At 41.8% G+C, this 14,237-nt stretch carries 14 protein-coding genes and 1 pseudogene; 7 read left to right on the top strand and 8 right to left on the bottom strand.

Features of this window, described 5'->3' with window-relative positions:
- Positions 1-286: 286 nt before the first annotated feature.
- Positions 287-535 (bottom strand): hypothetical protein, encoded by a 249-nt coding sequence (locus ABF638_RS15860; RefSeq protein WP_181931581.1) that lies wholly within the window; start codon positions 533-535, stop codon positions 287-289.
- A gap of 134 nt (positions 536-669) precedes the next feature.
- On the opposite strand from ABF638_RS15860, the gene ABF638_RS15855 reads away from it, so the two are divergent.
- From ABF638_RS15855 to ABF638_RS15840, 4 genes are all read left to right on the top strand, one after another.
- Positions 670-3,312: a tetratricopeptide repeat protein gene (locus ABF638_RS15855; RefSeq protein WP_435023728.1), complete on the top strand. Its 2,643-nt coding sequence runs from the start codon at positions 670-672 to the stop codon at positions 3,310-3,312.
- 202 nt (positions 3,313-3,514) lie between these two features.
- Positions 3,515-3,769 carry a UPF0175 family protein gene (locus tag ABF638_RS15850; protein ID WP_069068941.1) on the top strand — a complete coding sequence of 85 codons (255 nt, stop codon included), beginning with the start codon at positions 3,515-3,517 and terminating at the stop codon, positions 3,767-3,769.
- The gene (locus ABF638_RS15845) at positions 3,759-4,241 is read left to right on the top strand and encodes a DUF3368 domain-containing protein (protein WP_435023727.1); all 483 of its coding nucleotides are present in this window, start codon (positions 3,759-3,761) and stop codon (positions 4,239-4,241) included. Before ABF638_RS15850 ends, ABF638_RS15845 begins: the two co-directional genes overlap by 11 nt.
- A gap of 179 nt (positions 4,242-4,420) precedes the next feature.
- A complete protein-coding gene (locus tag ABF638_RS15840; protein ID WP_435023725.1) occupies positions 4,421-6,187 on the top strand; it encodes a tetratricopeptide repeat protein in 1,767 nt (588 codons plus the stop codon).
- 216 nt (positions 6,188-6,403) lie between these two features.
- Here the strand turns inward: ABF638_RS15840 and ABF638_RS15835 are convergent, their stop codons facing one another.
- A complete protein-coding gene (locus ABF638_RS15835; protein WP_069068944.1) occupies positions 6,404-7,051 on the bottom strand; it encodes a pentapeptide repeat-containing protein in 648 nt (215 codons plus the stop codon).
- A 136-nt stretch (positions 7,052-7,187) separates the two neighbouring features.
- The gene (locus ABF638_RS15830) at positions 7,188-7,682 is read right to left on the bottom strand and encodes a hypothetical protein (protein WP_181931585.1); all 495 of its coding nucleotides are present in this window, start codon (positions 7,680-7,682) and stop codon (positions 7,188-7,190) included.
- Between the two features lie 1,062 nt (positions 7,683-8,744).
- Here ABF638_RS15830 and aroF point away from each other — a divergent pair.
- From aroF to ABF638_RS15815, 3 genes and pseudogenes are all read left to right on the top strand, one after another.
- A pseudogene (gene aroF / locus ABF638_RS15825) lies at positions 8,745-9,626 on the top strand (3-deoxy-7-phosphoheptulonate synthase); the annotation flags it as partial.
- Between the two features lie 386 nt (positions 9,627-10,012).
- A complete protein-coding gene (locus ABF638_RS15820) occupies positions 10,013-10,180 on the top strand; it encodes an efflux RND transporter permease subunit (protein ID WP_435023733.1) in 168 nt (55 codons plus the stop codon).
- A gap of 317 nt (positions 10,181-10,497) precedes the next feature.
- Positions 10,498-10,731, top strand: a complete 234-nt coding sequence (locus ABF638_RS15815; protein WP_435023732.1) for an MbtH family protein — start codon at positions 10,498-10,500, stop codon at positions 10,729-10,731.
- Positions 10,732-11,054: 323 nt separating this feature from the next.
- On the opposite strand, the gene ABF638_RS15810 is transcribed toward ABF638_RS15815, so the two are convergent.
- From ABF638_RS15810 to ABF638_RS15790, 5 genes are all read right to left on the bottom strand, one after another.
- Positions 11,055-11,768 carry a carbonic anhydrase gene (locus ABF638_RS15810; protein ID WP_435023723.1) on the bottom strand — a complete coding sequence of 238 codons (714 nt, stop codon included), beginning with the start codon at positions 11,766-11,768 and terminating at the stop codon, positions 11,055-11,057.
- A 16-nt stretch (positions 11,769-11,784) separates the two neighbouring features.
- Positions 11,785-12,096 carry a P-II family nitrogen regulator gene (locus ABF638_RS15805; protein ID WP_069068948.1) on the bottom strand — a complete coding sequence of 104 codons (312 nt, stop codon included), beginning with the start codon at positions 12,094-12,096 and terminating at the stop codon, positions 11,785-11,787.
- Between the two features lie 4 nt (positions 12,097-12,100).
- Positions 12,101-13,069 carry a sodium-dependent bicarbonate transport family permease gene (locus ABF638_RS15800; protein WP_435023722.1) on the bottom strand — a complete coding sequence of 323 codons (969 nt, stop codon included), beginning with the start codon at positions 13,067-13,069 and terminating at the stop codon, positions 12,101-12,103.
- A gap of 434 nt (positions 13,070-13,503) precedes the next feature.
- The gene (locus tag ABF638_RS15795) at positions 13,504-13,911 is read right to left on the bottom strand and encodes a type II toxin-antitoxin system VapC family toxin (RefSeq protein WP_435023721.1); all 408 of its coding nucleotides are present in this window, start codon (positions 13,909-13,911) and stop codon (positions 13,504-13,506) included.
- A 2-nt stretch (positions 13,912-13,913) separates the two neighbouring features.
- On the bottom strand, positions 13,914-14,165 hold the full coding sequence (locus ABF638_RS15790) for a hypothetical protein (protein ID WP_435023719.1): 252 nt from the start codon (positions 14,163-14,165) through the stop codon (positions 13,914-13,916).
- Positions 14,166-14,237 lie beyond the last annotated feature (72 nt).

Here is a 14,237-nt window from a genome sequence, read left to right as displayed (position 1 = left end):
ATAAAAGGCTCAATGTTGAGGTTAAAAGGCTCAACGTCGAGGATAAAAGGCTCAACGTTGAGGATAAAAGGCTCAACGTTGAGGATAAAAGGCTCAAAGGCTCAAGTTACGGGCGATACTTTCAGCCCACCTGCGATTCAAATCGCAGGCTAACAGCATAAGTCAGTTAAAACTGACTCAAATTAACTAAAATTTAGTCCGTTTGAACGGACTTAGGCTATTAGCCTCGGAATTGATTCCAAGGCGGGATAGCAACGAAGCGAAGAATTTCCCTTTGCCAGTACTCTTACTTTGTTTTTTCGCTTGTCGGGCGTACTAAAGTTTTAACTAAACCCGTAATCGCCACAATCACAGAGGCAATTCCCCCAATTGACAATGATGTTAAAATTGCCACCGCGAGGATGATTTCAGTAGGACTGTCCCCGTTTCGCATCCAGGTAGATGGATTTTCTACCGATGTTGGCGACGCGGGGATTAATTGCGAAGTTTGGGTGGTTTGATTGGAGTTGACTGGAGTTGTTAAGGCAGTTTTCATGGCTAAACCTCTTCTAAACGTTTCTATGCAAATGGTATTTCTGCCAGAAGAAGAGGAGATTCCCTAAAAATGGAGACAAAGTAGAGAGAAAGTAGAAATTAAGTAGAATTGAGAAGAAATCTCACAAGCTGTCTATGCAATGGGCTGATTTTCTAGCCAATGAAGCTGCTACTAATAGCTTATCCCCAGAGCAAACGGCAGCTTTTGTAGAGCGTTTGAAGGCTGAAAACTCAGGGAAGAGTGAGGCAAAACTAGCCAGTGAATTAAACATTGGTGCGGCTGCTTTCAAAAAGCGGATGGCTGAGGTGTATGACAAATTCGCCAAGAGTTATCCTGAATTAGCCACTTCTAATAGTCGGGGTAAGCTGGAAAAGTTACGGGCTTGTTTGACAAACAAATATAATGGCAGGCAAGATGCCCACCCCACAATTAAAGAAATTCATCAAAATATTCCCCCTGCTGTCCCATTTGAAAAATTTGTGGGACGTGAGGCGGAACTACAAAAACTGCACCAGCAATTACAAACATCTAGGCAAGTTGCCATTGTAGCTGTGGCGGGTATGGGTGGAGTCGGCAAAACAGAACTCGCTACCCAATACGCCAAACAGCATTTGCAGAAATATCAAGGTGGGGTTTGCTGGTTATCAGCACAGGGTATTGATGTGGGAATTCAGATTCTCAGATTTACTGAATTAGAATTTAAACTCATTGCACCAGATGATTGGGAATTACCAGATAGGCTGAGATACTGCTGGCAGAATTGGCAACAAGGTGAAATATTGCTAGTGTTTGATGATGTCACTGACTACAAAACACAGGTTCAGCCTTATCTACCCCCAGAATCACCCCGGTTTAAAGTATTGCTGACAACACGCCTGGGATTTGATAGAACTCTGCCGCAATTACCTTTGGGTGTTCTCAAACCATTGGCAGCGATGAAATTATTAAAGTCGCTGGTTGATAGAGAACGACTAAAAAGCGAACCTTGGGTTGCGAGAAAAATTTGTACATTCTTGGGATATTTACCTTTGGCGTTAGAGTTAGTGGGGCGATATCTGGATACAATGCCAGATTTGTCTTTGGATAAACTGCTGAAGCGGTTAGAGAAAAAGCGACTGGAACACGAAGCAATAGCCAAGGCTAACCCATTGATGCTTTATGAATACGGCGTTGCTGAAGCTTTTGTATTGAGTTGGGAACAATTGGATGAAAATGCACAACGCTTAGGCTGTTGGCTGAGTTTGTTTGCTTTGGCTGATATTCCTTTTTCTGTTGAAGGGATAGAAGATGACGAAGAACAAGAACTCTGGGAGAAAGCTATAGCTGAGTTGCGGAAACTGCATTTAATACAATGGCAAAGTAAAGGAATTTATCGTCTACATCCACTGATTCGGCAATTTTTTCAAATGAAGTTGGATGAGTCAAGTAATGCAGATGAGGTGAAAACTGCTTTTGTAGCGCAGATGGTAGAGGTGGCAAAGCGAATTCCTCAACAGCCTAACCGTGAAGATATTTTCAATTTCACTCCACATATCCCTCACCTTACAGAAGTTGCAACCCACCTATCCCGATATATAAGCGAGGAGGATTTAATCGAGCCTTTTACTAGATTAGGCTACTTCTTTCAAGGTCAAGGATTTTATGAACAGGCACAACCTTGGTTGCAGCAGTGTGAAGTAGTCATTAAAAATCGCCTTGGTTTAGAACATCCCTATGTCGCCGCTAACCTAAACAATCTTGCAAGACTCTACCGCTATCAAGGACGTTACAACGAAGCTAAACCGCTGATAAAGCAAGCTTTAGAACTGACACAAAGCTTGGTGGGAGACAACCATCCTGCTATCGCCATTAGTCTGAATAATCTCGCAGGACTCTACGAATCTACAGGATGCTATAACCAAGCTGAACCTCTGTATCAGCAAGCTTTGGAACTTACACAAAGCCTATTAGGAGATAACCATCCTCTTATAGCTGCTAGTCTAAATGATCTGGCTGGACTCTATTGTTTTACAGGACGCTATAACAAAGCTGAACCATTGTTTCAGCAAGCTTTAGAACTGAGAAAACGCCTGCTGGGAAATAACCATCCTGATGTCGCTACTAGCTTGAACAATCTTGCACAACTCTACTGTTATCAAGGACGCTACAGTGAAGCTGAACCCCTGATGCAGCAAGCTTTAGAATTGAGAAAGCGTCTGCTGGGAGACAACCATCCTGATGTTGCTACCAGTCTGAACAATCTTGCAGCGCTTTATGAATCTACAGGACGCTACAATAAAGCTGAACCCTTGATGCAGCAAGCTTTAGAACTGAGAAAACGCTTCTTGGGAGATAATCATCCCAATGTCGCTAATAGCTTGAACAATCTTGCAGGACTCTATGAATCTACAAGACGCTACAGGGAAGCGGAACCTCTGTATCAGCAAGCTTTAGAACTTAGAAAACGTCTTCTGGGAGACAACCATCCTGATGTAGCTACCAGCCTGAACGATTTAGCAGGACTCTATGAATCTACAGGATGCTACAGGGAAGCTGAACCTCTGTATCAGCAAGCTTTAGAACTGAGAAAACGCCTTCTGGGAGACAACCATCCTGATATCGCCACTAGCTTGAACAATTTAGCATTCCTCTATGAATCTACAGGACGCTACAGCCAAGCCGAACCTCTGTATCAGCAGGCTTTGGCGATTTTTGAGCAGACTTTAGGTGTAGGTCATTCTCATACAATGAGGGTTCGGGGAAATTATGCAAGGTTTTTGAGAGAAAGTTATCGCTAACGATTGCCTCCGGCACGCTACACGATCGCACCCTTTCCCAAAATCACACCAAATTGATGCCACACAACAGTTGTAGTTCAAATTTTAGCAGCGATCTTCCCCTCATAACCAAAGTACAGTAAAGAATAGAGCGTAGACGTAGCCCGTCGTAGACATCGCTTTGCGGTTTCAAATTCCAAACGCCAAATTTGAGGATAAAATTATGCGAACAGTACCAATCCAATTACCAGAAACAGTATTTTCAGCACTTCGTAAAAACCCTGAAGAATTTATCCAAGAAATGCGAATTGCAGCCGCAGTTAAATGGTATGAATTAGGTGACATCTCACAAGCCAAAGCAGCAGAGATTGCTGGGCTAACTCGTGCTGAATTTATTAATGCCTTATCACGCTACAAAGTAGATTTTATGCAATATACTGCCCAAGAGTTAGCCCAGGAACTGGCAAATGTCGATTAATCGTGTAATTATTAACTCTTCACCTTTGATTGTTCTATTAAAAAGTCAACAAGCAGAATTACTTCCACAATTATTCACAGAAGTTTTAGTTCCATTAGGTGTTTTTGAAGAAGTCACAACAAAAGATGATATCGCATCAACACAATTACCCAATATTTCTTGGATACAAACAGTAGAAGTTAATGCTATTGCTCCTGAAGTAGCAGCTTGGGATTTAGGAAAGGGAGAATCACAAGTATTGAGTTTGGCACTAAAAAATTCCAACTGTGCCGCTATTGTTGACGATAGGGCAGCACGGCGTTGTGGTCAAGCTTTAGGTATTATTACTATCGGAACCGGAGGCTTGCTGATATTAGCAAAAAGACGTGGACTAATCCCAAGCATATCTCCTGGAATTCAAGCTTTGCGTGACGCTGGTTTGTGGTTATCCGATAGTTTGGTCAGTTTACTCAAACAACAAGCAGGAGAATAGCGATCGCCATCAATTGTAACTTCAAACTAGCGATCGCTCCTTCTTCTCTCTTTATAGGCGGTTTGATTCTTATATTAATGCTTTTAAATGCTTTTATGCGAATAGGATTTCTATCCCAAAGAGAGGAGATTTCCCAATGGAGACAAAGCTAGAATAAAAGTAAATTTCACAAGCTGTTTATGCAATGGGCTAATTTTCTAGCGAAAGAAGCTGCTACTAACGGCTTATCTCTAGAGCAAACGGCAGCTTTTGCAAAGTATTTTAAGACAGAAAACTTAGGAAAAAGTGAAGCTAAACTTGCCAGCGAATTAAACGTTGACATTGCTGCTTTCAGAAAGTGGATTGGTGAGGTATATGACAAGTTTGCCCAGAATTATCCTGAGTTAGCGATTTCCAACAGTCGAAACAAACTACAAAAGTTACAAGCTTTCCTGAGCGCAAAATATAATAGCGAATTGGATATCCTCAAACCATTGGCGGCGATGAAATTATTAAAAACGCTGGTGGTTCGGGAACGACTGCAACAAAAAGCTTGGTTTGCGAGAAGAATTTGTAAATTTTTAGGATATTTACCTTTAGCGTTAGAGTTAGTGGGGCGATATTTGGATAAGATACCAGATTTGTCTCTGGAAACACTGCTGAAGCGGCTAGAGAAGAAACGAGTGGAACATGAACCAGTGGTCAATGCTAACTCATTGATGTCTTATGAATACGGTGTAGCTGAAGCTTTTGAATTAAATTGGGAACAATTGGATGAAAATGCACAAAGCTTTGGCTGTTTGCTAAGTTTGTGTGCCTTAGCTGACATTCCCTTATCTGTTGAGACGATAGAAGATGACCAAAAACAACAACTCAATAAGAAAGCCATAGACGATTTACTAGAATTACATTTACTACAACAGAAAAGTAAAGGAATTTATCGTCTAAATCCACTGATTCGGCAACTTTTTCAAATGAAGTTGGATCAATCAAGTGAGGCGGATGAAGCAAAAACTAAATTTGCAGCGATGATGTTAGAGGTAGCAAAGCTAATTCCGCAACAGCCTAACCCTGAAGATATTCTCAACCTCACTCCACATATCCCACATATTACAGAAGTTGCAGCCAATTTATCCCAATATCTGGGCGATGAAAATCTAATCACTCTGTTTACCAAACTAGCCTGGTTTTATCAAAGTCAAGGACTTTATCAGCAAGCAGAAACTTGGTTGCAACAGTGTCTAGAATTGACTCAAAATCGTCTCGGTTTAGAACATGCGGATGTCGCCACTAGCCTGAGCAATTTAGCATTACTCTACGAATCTACAGGACGCTACAGCGAAGCCGAACCCTTGCTTGAGCAAGCTTTAGAACTGAGAAAACGCCTGCTGGGAGAAGAAAATACCGATGTCGCTACTAACCTGAGCTATTTAGCATTAATCTACGAATCTACAGGACGCTATAGCGAAGCCGAACCGCTGTATCAGCAAGCTTTAGAACTGTGGAAACGCCTAGTGGGAGAAGAACATCCCAATGTTGCCACGAGTCTGAACAATTTAGCAGCATTGTACTGTTATACAAGACGCTACAGCGAAGCCGAACCTTTACTTAAGCAAGCTTTAAAACTGAGAAAACGCCTGCTGGGAGAAGAACATATCGATGTTGGCACTAGCTTGAACAATTTAGCACAACTCTACGAATCTACGGGACGCTACAGCGAAGCCGAACCACTGTATCAGCAAGCTTTAGAACTGAGTAAACGCTTACTGGGAGATAACCATCCTGATGTCGCTATCAGTCTGAACAATCTCGCAGCACTCTACCGTTATAGAGGACGCTATAGGAAAGCCAAACCCTTATTTGAGCAAGCTTTGAAAATTTGTGAACGGACTTTAGGTATAAGTCATCCTACTACTATGACGGTTCGGACAAACTATACAAGCTTTTTAAGAGAAGTATATAATTAGCGATCGCACCTCTGAAGGAACTTCCAAAGAATAAATATGCGTTTTTGGATGTTGGGGTTTTTGGTAGCCTCTGCGATCGCTTTTGCAATATGTTCGGCAGTTTGCGTCTTCATTTTGGTATTTTGAGCAAGCAAACAGGCATATTACTTTTTTAATTTGCCTGTTTGCTTGTTTATGTGATTAATTTATGCACTCTGTGTGATAACGCAACCTCGTTTATTGAAAAATTGAACCATCAGGCATAATTGCCCCTGCTAAGTTAGTACCAATTAGTTTAACGAGAAGACGCTCACCAGAGCGAATCCGCGCTCCCGTCAAGTCGGCTCCTCGCAAGTCGGCGCCACTGAGATCCGCACCAATCAAATTAGCAGCACGTAAATTTGCCTCCCTGAGATCCGCTAAAAGTAGGTTTGCCCGAAATAAATTTGCTTCAGATAAATTCGCACCTCTGAGGTTGACTTTGTGCATAAAAGTATCGCTGAGATTAGCACCACTCAAATTGGCATAACTCAGATTTCTGCCAGATAAGTCTTTATTGCTTAAATTTGCCCGACTGTAGTCTTTGCCACTCAAGTCTGAGTTTTGCTTTGGTGGTTGCTGGGTTGTTTGAAATGGTTTTTCTTGTTGAGGTGGCGGTGAATTAAATGTGGTTTGAGGTTTGGTTTTTAGAGAGCGCAATTTTTCACGAGCTTCATTTATGGCTTTCAGCTTATCTTGTGCTTTCTGCTGTAAACGGAGATTGTCTTTAGGAATGCGATCGGGATGCCAAACAAAGACTAAATCTTTGTAAGCCTGGTTCACTTCCTCAAGTGTTGCTCCAGGCTCTAATTCCAAAACTCTATAGTACCGCTCCAGATCGCTCATACGATATTTTGGTGGACAATCAACTTAATTATGAGTGATGGAGCCATCTATCCGCTGCATCATTTGTTATTGATTATGGGTATTGGGGATTGGGGACTGGGGATTGGGGACTGGGATAAGAGTTGTTTTCCAGTCCCTAGTGCCTCATTTCCCCATTTCTCCATCGAGCGATCGCTCTCCAATATGCTGCAACTGGAATCTGATAGACTTCAATAAAAATCCAAACAATAATTGATAAATGTGATAAAAAAGTTAATATCGTCCAAATATATGGCATCCAGGTAATGGGTTCCTTCAGATTAGCAGGAAAATAGTAAGCTACTATGCCAATTAGAGTAGTGGGAAGAATTACAAAAACTGCTGCTGCTAGTCCATAGCCCCAACCTAATTCCACACCTTCTAGCTGGCCTTCTGTCCAACTAAACCCATTCCAACGCCAAGTTAAGGGTGGTTGCCTAGAAGGCATCTTGATTTGCTGTAGTTCTAAGTTGACTGTAAAAATCTCTTGGCAAAAGTCACAAGCCATAGCTTCCATCAATGGCATGTGAGAAATCTTACCTATCCGACAGACTGGGCAGGGGTAAGCTCCATGATAGTCGAAAGATTGGGCTAAGATTTTGGAACTAGGCATAATGAAACTGATGATCCTAAAAATTTGATCTTGTCAATGAGGACTTGGGTAAGAATAATGTATGGCGATTGTCAATTGTCTGCAATAAGCTTTCGCAAGATGAGGTCATAAGTCAGGAGAATTATATATTCTAACTTCTCAATCCTGGCTCTTTGAACTTCTAAAGGATGGAAGCCACCGCTTATAATTCTCTCTGATTAACTTAAGTTGGCTGTATTCTATTCGTTAGAAAATCGCCATATTCTCAATTTTTAGATTTTCACCATTAATTTTTGATATTTACACTACCCATTAGTCATGACACAAAAATATTTGTAAACTTATATAACTACGGTGATATCTAAAATAACCAGCCGCTTTCTTAGTCTACGCAAACAAGCAACTAATGCAAGGAGGCAGGAGGCAGGAGGCAGAAGGCAGGAGGCAGGAGTCAGGCAAGTAAGCTTTATTAGCTTTTTAACCTTTTTTTACTGGATAGTTATTTTTGCCATGCTGCACTAGTACTTCACCAAACAATTTAGAACAGGGCGTGATTTTGAATTCCCCAAAGCTTTATAGTCTTGATTCCCACAGTTGTAATGAGTCTATCGCTTTTTTATAGTTTGTGGAGGTCTTGACACCGCTTACTCTTCCTGATAATGTTGCCTTACATAGGTATAGTTTTTAGTTTTCCAGCAAAAGCGCCGCAAATGCTTAACACAAATTCCTACTTTTATTTTTGGTTTAGGGTGGTTCACCGGGAGTGAATCGAGTTTCCTAATGGAAACCGCCCGGTGAACCGCAGAGGAAACTCTGCGGTTTTTGTTTTTTAAGGAGAATTTCATCGTCATGACTTATTTCACTAGCTGGTTTTATGGCTTTTACTTTTGGTCCAGACTAAGTTCCGGGTAAATAGCGTCATGCCGATAAATCAGAACGCGCCCGGAACTCTTAAAGGTTTCGGGCTTTTTTGTTGTTTGTTATTGGGGACTGAGGGAGTAGAAATTAGGACTGTAAAACAACTCTTACCCAATCCCCAATCCCCAATCCCCAGTCCCCAATCACTAATCACTAACTTTTCAGGAGAATGAAACCATGATTAATGCCAAACTTGCCGCACAATCCCATGTGAACCACCAGACAATCGTTAAAATCTCAGAAACAGTCGCTTTCGGCGGCAAAGAACTGGTAATTATTGGCGGTCCCTGCACTGTTGAAAGCTTAGAACAAATGGAGATAGTCGCCCAAAAACTAGCTACTGCATCGGTGCATGGGTTGCGTGGGGGTGTCTATAAACCCCGCACATCTCCCTACGCTTTCCAGGGTATGGGAGTGGAAGGATTAGAGATTTTGGCAAGGGTGCGATCGCATTACAATCTGCCAGTTGTCACTGAGGTGATGTCAATTTCCCAAATTGAAGTAGTCGCCGCCCACGCTGATATGCTTCAAGTTGGTAGCCGAAATATGCAAAACTTCGATTTGCTCAAAGCTTTGGGACAAGCTGGTAAACCAATACTACTCAAACGTGGTTTAGCAGCGACAATTGAAGAATTTGTCATGGCTGCTGAATATATCCTCAGCCACGGGAATCCTGATGTGGTGTTGTGCGAAAGAGGTATCCGCAGTTTCGATGATTACACTCGCAATGTCCTGGATTTAGGGGCAGTAGCAGCACTCAAACAAATAACTCACCTGCCTGTGATTGTAGATCCTTCCCATGCCGTCGGTAAACGGGAATTGGTAGCGCCTATGGCTAGGGCTGCGATCGCTTGCGGTGCAGATGGATTAATTATTGAGTGTCACCCAGAACCAGAAAAATCTGTTTCTGATGCCCGTCAAGCACTTTCTTTAGAAGATATGGTGCATTTAGTTAATAGTTTAAAGCCTGTAGCAACAGCCGTTGGGCGCAGTATATCAGAAGCCGGGGCGGGTTTGGAACCTGCCCCGATTTTTTTGGCTGCCTAAATTTCAATTGAGGCGAGGCGATCGCTTGAATGTCTGAGTCAAAATATTTATTTTGGTTTACAGATCAACAGCGATCGCTTTCGTAAAAGAAAGTTGTTACTTAGGCTATTCCATTTGCCCTCAAACAATTTTGTCAACCCAATCTTGTATATACAAATAAAGTCACAACAACTTAATACCAAAGTCACAACAGTTTCACAACAATTTCTTTCCAAAAGGGTAGGCTAAAACAGGAATCATTAATACACTAATATTTAGTTTAGCTAACTATTGTACTTGTCTAATTAGAGTTAATCGCAACCAACCATTTTGCGGAAAATTCGATGTCTAATGACAAGCTAATACGTGTCTGTGCTTCCCACTTTCCCCCAGATTGTTGATATGCGCTGTTTAGAGTCGGTGCAGATACACGTCGTCCCCTTGGTTTAGCTGTAGTTGGGGGGTTGGTGTTCTCGCAGTTTCTCACACTTTATTTGACGCCCGTTTTCTACACCTACATGGAGTCTTGGCAAACCAAGCTGCAAAAACGCAATTGGCGCAAACAGGCAATTTGACACTTCCCTGACTGAACAAATATTGGCTCATTTGTTCAGTCGTGTTTAAACGATTCATTGTGGGAAAAATAGGATTTTTTGTATTAAGCCTTTGTTAAATATTTGCTTAACTGTCTTATCTGTCTTATCTGTCCTTGCATTCCTATTATGAAAGTCAGAATATATCTTCAGGTATCAATAAAAACCCAAAAAAGAGTGTGGTCATGAAGAAAAAAATTATTAAGTTAGTAGCTGTAACTATTGTCGTATTCTCTTTTATTTTTTCATGGGCAGCAACCCCCGCTTTTGCTTTTAATTTCGGCAATTTGAATACAATGATGGCAATAAATAGCGATGAAGCTGTAGATAATACGATTTACAAAGTTGTAGTAAATCATGAGGAGCAGTATTCAATATGGCCAGCCGACAGAGAGAATCCCCTTGGTTGGAAGGATGCTGGAAAAACTGGTTTGAAAGAAGAATGTCTGAATTACATCAAAGAAGTTTGGACTGATATGAGATCACTTAGCCTTCGCAAGAAAATGGAAGAATATTCTCGCAACCAGTCTTAGGAAATTTTACACCCAGTTTTAACAAGACAGAATTCAGAATTGAACTTGAACTCTGTGTGACTGGCGGATAGCGTAGCGTTAGCGAGTATTCGTTCGCGTAGTGTCTCGTAGAGAGCGTCGTGTCTGAATAAATAGGTTTAAGTCCCCCACAAAACAAGACAGTTTGTTGGTTGTCAACAATAAGTGGGGGATTTATACTCACCACTTATTGCATTCTGAATTCTACTTGTTTATATTAAGCATAGGTTTATTATGCGATCGCGATTATCTCTTCTGGAAAACTAAAAGCGATCGCTCCTGTCTGAAATTTGAGGTTTGCCGAACTAAGTAATAATAACTACTCTGCCTGTATCTAAATCGTAACGACCCCCCACAATTTTCAATTTTCCCGCCTCCACCTGCTTAGTTAAAAGCTTTGATCGCTTCAACCGTTCAATTTGATATTGCACATTTGCCACAACAGCGTTTTCAACCGCATCACCAGGCTGACCTTTTACCTTTTTCAGGGCTGGCTTAATTGCTTGAACAAAAGTACTAATATCACCGGGTAACGATTCGTTTTGTACAGCGGCGGTTACAGCCCCACAACGCTCATGACCCATTACCATCAGCAGCGGACTACTTAATAAGACAACCGCATATTCAATACTGCCAAGCGCTTCATGTGTGGCAATATTTCCGGCAATCCGAACATCAAAAATATCCCCAATGCCTTGGTCAAAAACAATTTCTGCGGGCACTCGTGAATCCGCACAACTGAGGATGGTTGCAAATGGATGTTGAGCTTGAGCAACTTCCTGCAACCGTAGCGCAGATTGATCGGGGTATTGGGGATGATGATCAACAAATCGCTGATTTCCCTCTACCAGCTTTTGTAAGGCTGCATCGGGACTGAGGGATTGAGTGGGGGCTGGGTGCATTTCGTCAGCTTTAGCCTGTTCCACCCGCCAGAGTAAATCGCTGGCAGATAACATCATCCCAAACGCCCCGGTCATTCCTAACTTTAAAAAGTCACGACGTTCTATGAAATGCTTCATTGAATTTATAACTCTCTTACATTGACGCAACACATCTGACAGAGCGGATCTCCATCACATCAGAAACGTAGCAAGTACCCCCGAACTTGTTGAGAAGTGGTTTGATATTTTCTACAACAGGCTTGAGTTGTTCTGGCATACAAAACGCCAGGATGTAAACATTATCAAGCATAGTCATGTCTAAATCTTCTGTCGTTCCTTGTAATCCCTTACCAGCAACATTTCGGATTACGGCATGATTATGTACACCCGACTTGTCTAAATTATCTAAAATTTTGGCAAGCTCAAAGGAGTTAGCGATAATTTCTATCTTTTTAACTACGTGCATATTATTAGCTCCAAAATAGGTTAATTCCGTAGAGATATAGCGGAATTCCCACAATAATATTGAACGGAAATGTCACCGCTAGAGCGGTAGAAACATACAGGCTGGGATTTGCTTCTGGAACAGTCATCCGCATCGCCGCTGGAACAGCAATATAAGAAGCGCTGGCACACAATACAGCGAACAAAAGCGAATCTCCGCGAGGCATACCGATGAATTTGGCAATTACCAACCCAATGCCTGCATTGAGTATAGGAATTAGTATGGCAAATAAAATCAGGAAAACTCCGGTTTTTTGCAAGTCTTTAATTCTTCTAGCCGCGACCAATCCCATGTCCAGTAAAAAGAAGGTGAGAACGCCATAAAATAACCCTTGAGTAAAGGGTTCTAATACTTTCCAACCGTGTTCTCCTGTCAAGACACCTATAAAGAGACTACCAACTAGGAGAAAAACTGAACTATTAAGAAATGCTTCTTGTAAAACTTCCGGCCACGATAAGTCGCGCTTTCCATCAGCGGCGAATATATTCACCAAAATTAGACCAACTATAATCGCTGGAGATTCCATCAGGGCAAGGGCTGCCACCATGTAACCATCAAAAGTGATGCCAAGCTCAGTCAAAAAGGCGCTAGCTGTAATGAAGGTGACGGCACTGATCGAACCGTAGGTTGCTGCGATCGCAGCCGCATCGTAAGTATCCAATTTCCACTTCAGGATGAAAAAGGTATAAATTGGAACAACGCAAGCCATCATCATTGCTGCTGCCAGCGTTAGAATTACTTCCTGAGTTACACCGCTTTTGATTAGTTCTACCCCTCCTTTAAAACCAATGGCAAACAACAGATACAACGAAAATAGTTTGGGGATTGGTGCAGGAATTTCTAGATCGGACTTGACAAAAACAGCAATCATGCCTAAAAAGAAAAACAGGATTGGCGGATTCAAAATATTGGATACAATTAAGCTCAAATCCATATCCACCCCTCCTTGTATTGGTTAAACCTGAAATTAAAGAAATTTTTCATCTTTAAAAATTTAAAGGTTGAATCATGATGTATCGTGTATCGTTACCCAATGTCAATTGGGTACTCAAGGAGTGAATCGTCCTATTGGTGACAATACTTATTGGTTAGGTGTTAAACAGCGCTGAGAACGGAAAAAGTGAGAGCTTGCCCAACATTTTTTGATGTTGGATTCCCCGTCGCTGATCTTACGACAGAAAGTGTAAGAAGAACTCGCGATCAACCTATTTAGCGTAGAAAAAATTAACGTATTGTAGGGGCAATTCATGTAAACGCAAAGCGGTGAAGCAGCCCTGTCTTCCCCCATGAGCGACTGCTGAACCCGGAGAGCTTCCCGCAAAGTATTGCCCCTACACAAACTTTGCTTAAATCTCAGTATTTTTTGATTTACAACAGTTTTGTAAATCCCGCTTGCTCAAAATGACGGTCAGATGTAAAGGCTTGAGTAATCCCCTCCTGTGTCATCACCGCAAAGCTAATACAGTCAGTTAGTCCCCAATCTTTATCAGGACGCTGACTGTATAACATCCAACCTTCATCCAGCAATTTTTGGTCGAAAGGGATGATTTGCACACTTTTTAAAACTCTCAAACTGTTGATGAAAGCAACTGTCTGAATACGGCTAACTGGTGTACACAGAGCATCTGCAACTTCCAATAGTACAAACTCTGTTGTCACCAAAGGCGTTTCTAAGCGCAGAAGTCTATCCATTACCTCATTTGCCTGGCGATGAAGATTATCCCTAACATTAAGAAGAGCAATCCAGGCAGCGGTGTCTACAAAAACTTTCGTCAAGGCTATGATTCTCGCTTTGGCATTCCGTAGAGATAATGGTCATGCTGCTGTGCCAAATCGCTAATATCTGTATCAACTGCACAGTTTTTAATCAACTGCCTCAGCTTATCCCAATCTGAGCCTTCTGGCGTTGGTGGCTGAGGTGTGCGGTTTTCTTCGACAAACACAATTATAACTGACTGCCCCTCATGCCCTTCAATTGGTTCGTTAGGATGAACTACACCGTTTTGGAATGTGCCTTTGACTGACAGCATAGCTTTTTCTTACTTCTACATAAATCATGATACAGTACCATTCTGGTTAAGAAGATTGCCACACAATCTTTG

Source organism: Nostoc sp. CALU 1950 (genome assembly GCF_051172895.1).
Classification (GTDB): domain Bacteria; phylum Cyanobacteriota; class Cyanobacteriia; order Cyanobacteriales; family Nostocaceae; genus Nostoc; species Nostoc edaphicum_A.
Note: the sequence above shows the minus strand (reverse complement) of the source record. Positions and strands in the feature narration are given on the sequence as shown.

What these genes read in the sequence shown, in the direction of transcription:
- ABF638_RS15815 (WP_435023732.1), top strand. Translation starts at nt 10,498, where the DNA reads ATGGCAATAAATAGCGATGAAGCTGTAGATAATACGATTTACAAAGTT.
- ABF638_RS15830 (WP_181931585.1), bottom strand. Translation starts at nt 7,682, where the DNA reads ATGCCTAGTTCCAAAATCTTAGCCCAATCTTTCGACTATCATGGAGCT.
- ABF638_RS15835 (WP_069068944.1), bottom strand. Translation starts at nt 7,051, where the DNA reads ATGAGCGATCTGGAGCGGTACTATAGAGTTTTGGAATTAGAGCCTGGA.
- ABF638_RS15845 (WP_435023727.1), top strand. Translation starts at nt 3,759, where the DNA reads ATGTCGATTAATCGTGTAATTATTAACTCTTCACCTTTGATTGTTCTA.
- ABF638_RS15850 (WP_069068941.1), top strand. Translation starts at nt 3,515, where the DNA reads ATGCGAACAGTACCAATCCAATTACCAGAAACAGTATTTTCAGCACTT.
- ABF638_RS15840 (WP_435023725.1), top strand. Translation starts at nt 4,421, where the DNA reads ATGCAATGGGCTAATTTTCTAGCGAAAGAAGCTGCTACTAACGGCTTA.
- ABF638_RS15800 (WP_435023722.1), bottom strand. Translation starts at nt 13,069, where the DNA reads ATGGATTTGAGCTTAATTGTATCCAATATTTTGAATCCGCCAATCCTG.
- ABF638_RS15810 (WP_435023723.1), bottom strand. Translation starts at nt 11,768, where the DNA reads ATGAAGCATTTCATAGAACGTCGTGACTTTTTAAAGTTAGGAATGACC.
- ABF638_RS15805 (WP_069068948.1), bottom strand. Translation starts at nt 12,096, where the DNA reads ATGCACGTAGTTAAAAAGATAGAAATTATCGCTAACTCCTTTGAGCTT.
- ABF638_RS15790 (WP_435023719.1), bottom strand. Translation starts at nt 14,165, where the DNA reads ATGCTGTCAGTCAAAGGCACATTCCAAAACGGTGTAGTTCATCCTAAC.
- ABF638_RS15855 (WP_435023728.1), top strand. Translation starts at nt 670, where the DNA reads ATGCAATGGGCTGATTTTCTAGCCAATGAAGCTGCTACTAATAGCTTA.
- ABF638_RS15860 (WP_181931581.1), bottom strand. Translation starts at nt 535, where the DNA reads ATGAAAACTGCCTTAACAACTCCAGTCAACTCCAATCAAACCACCCAA.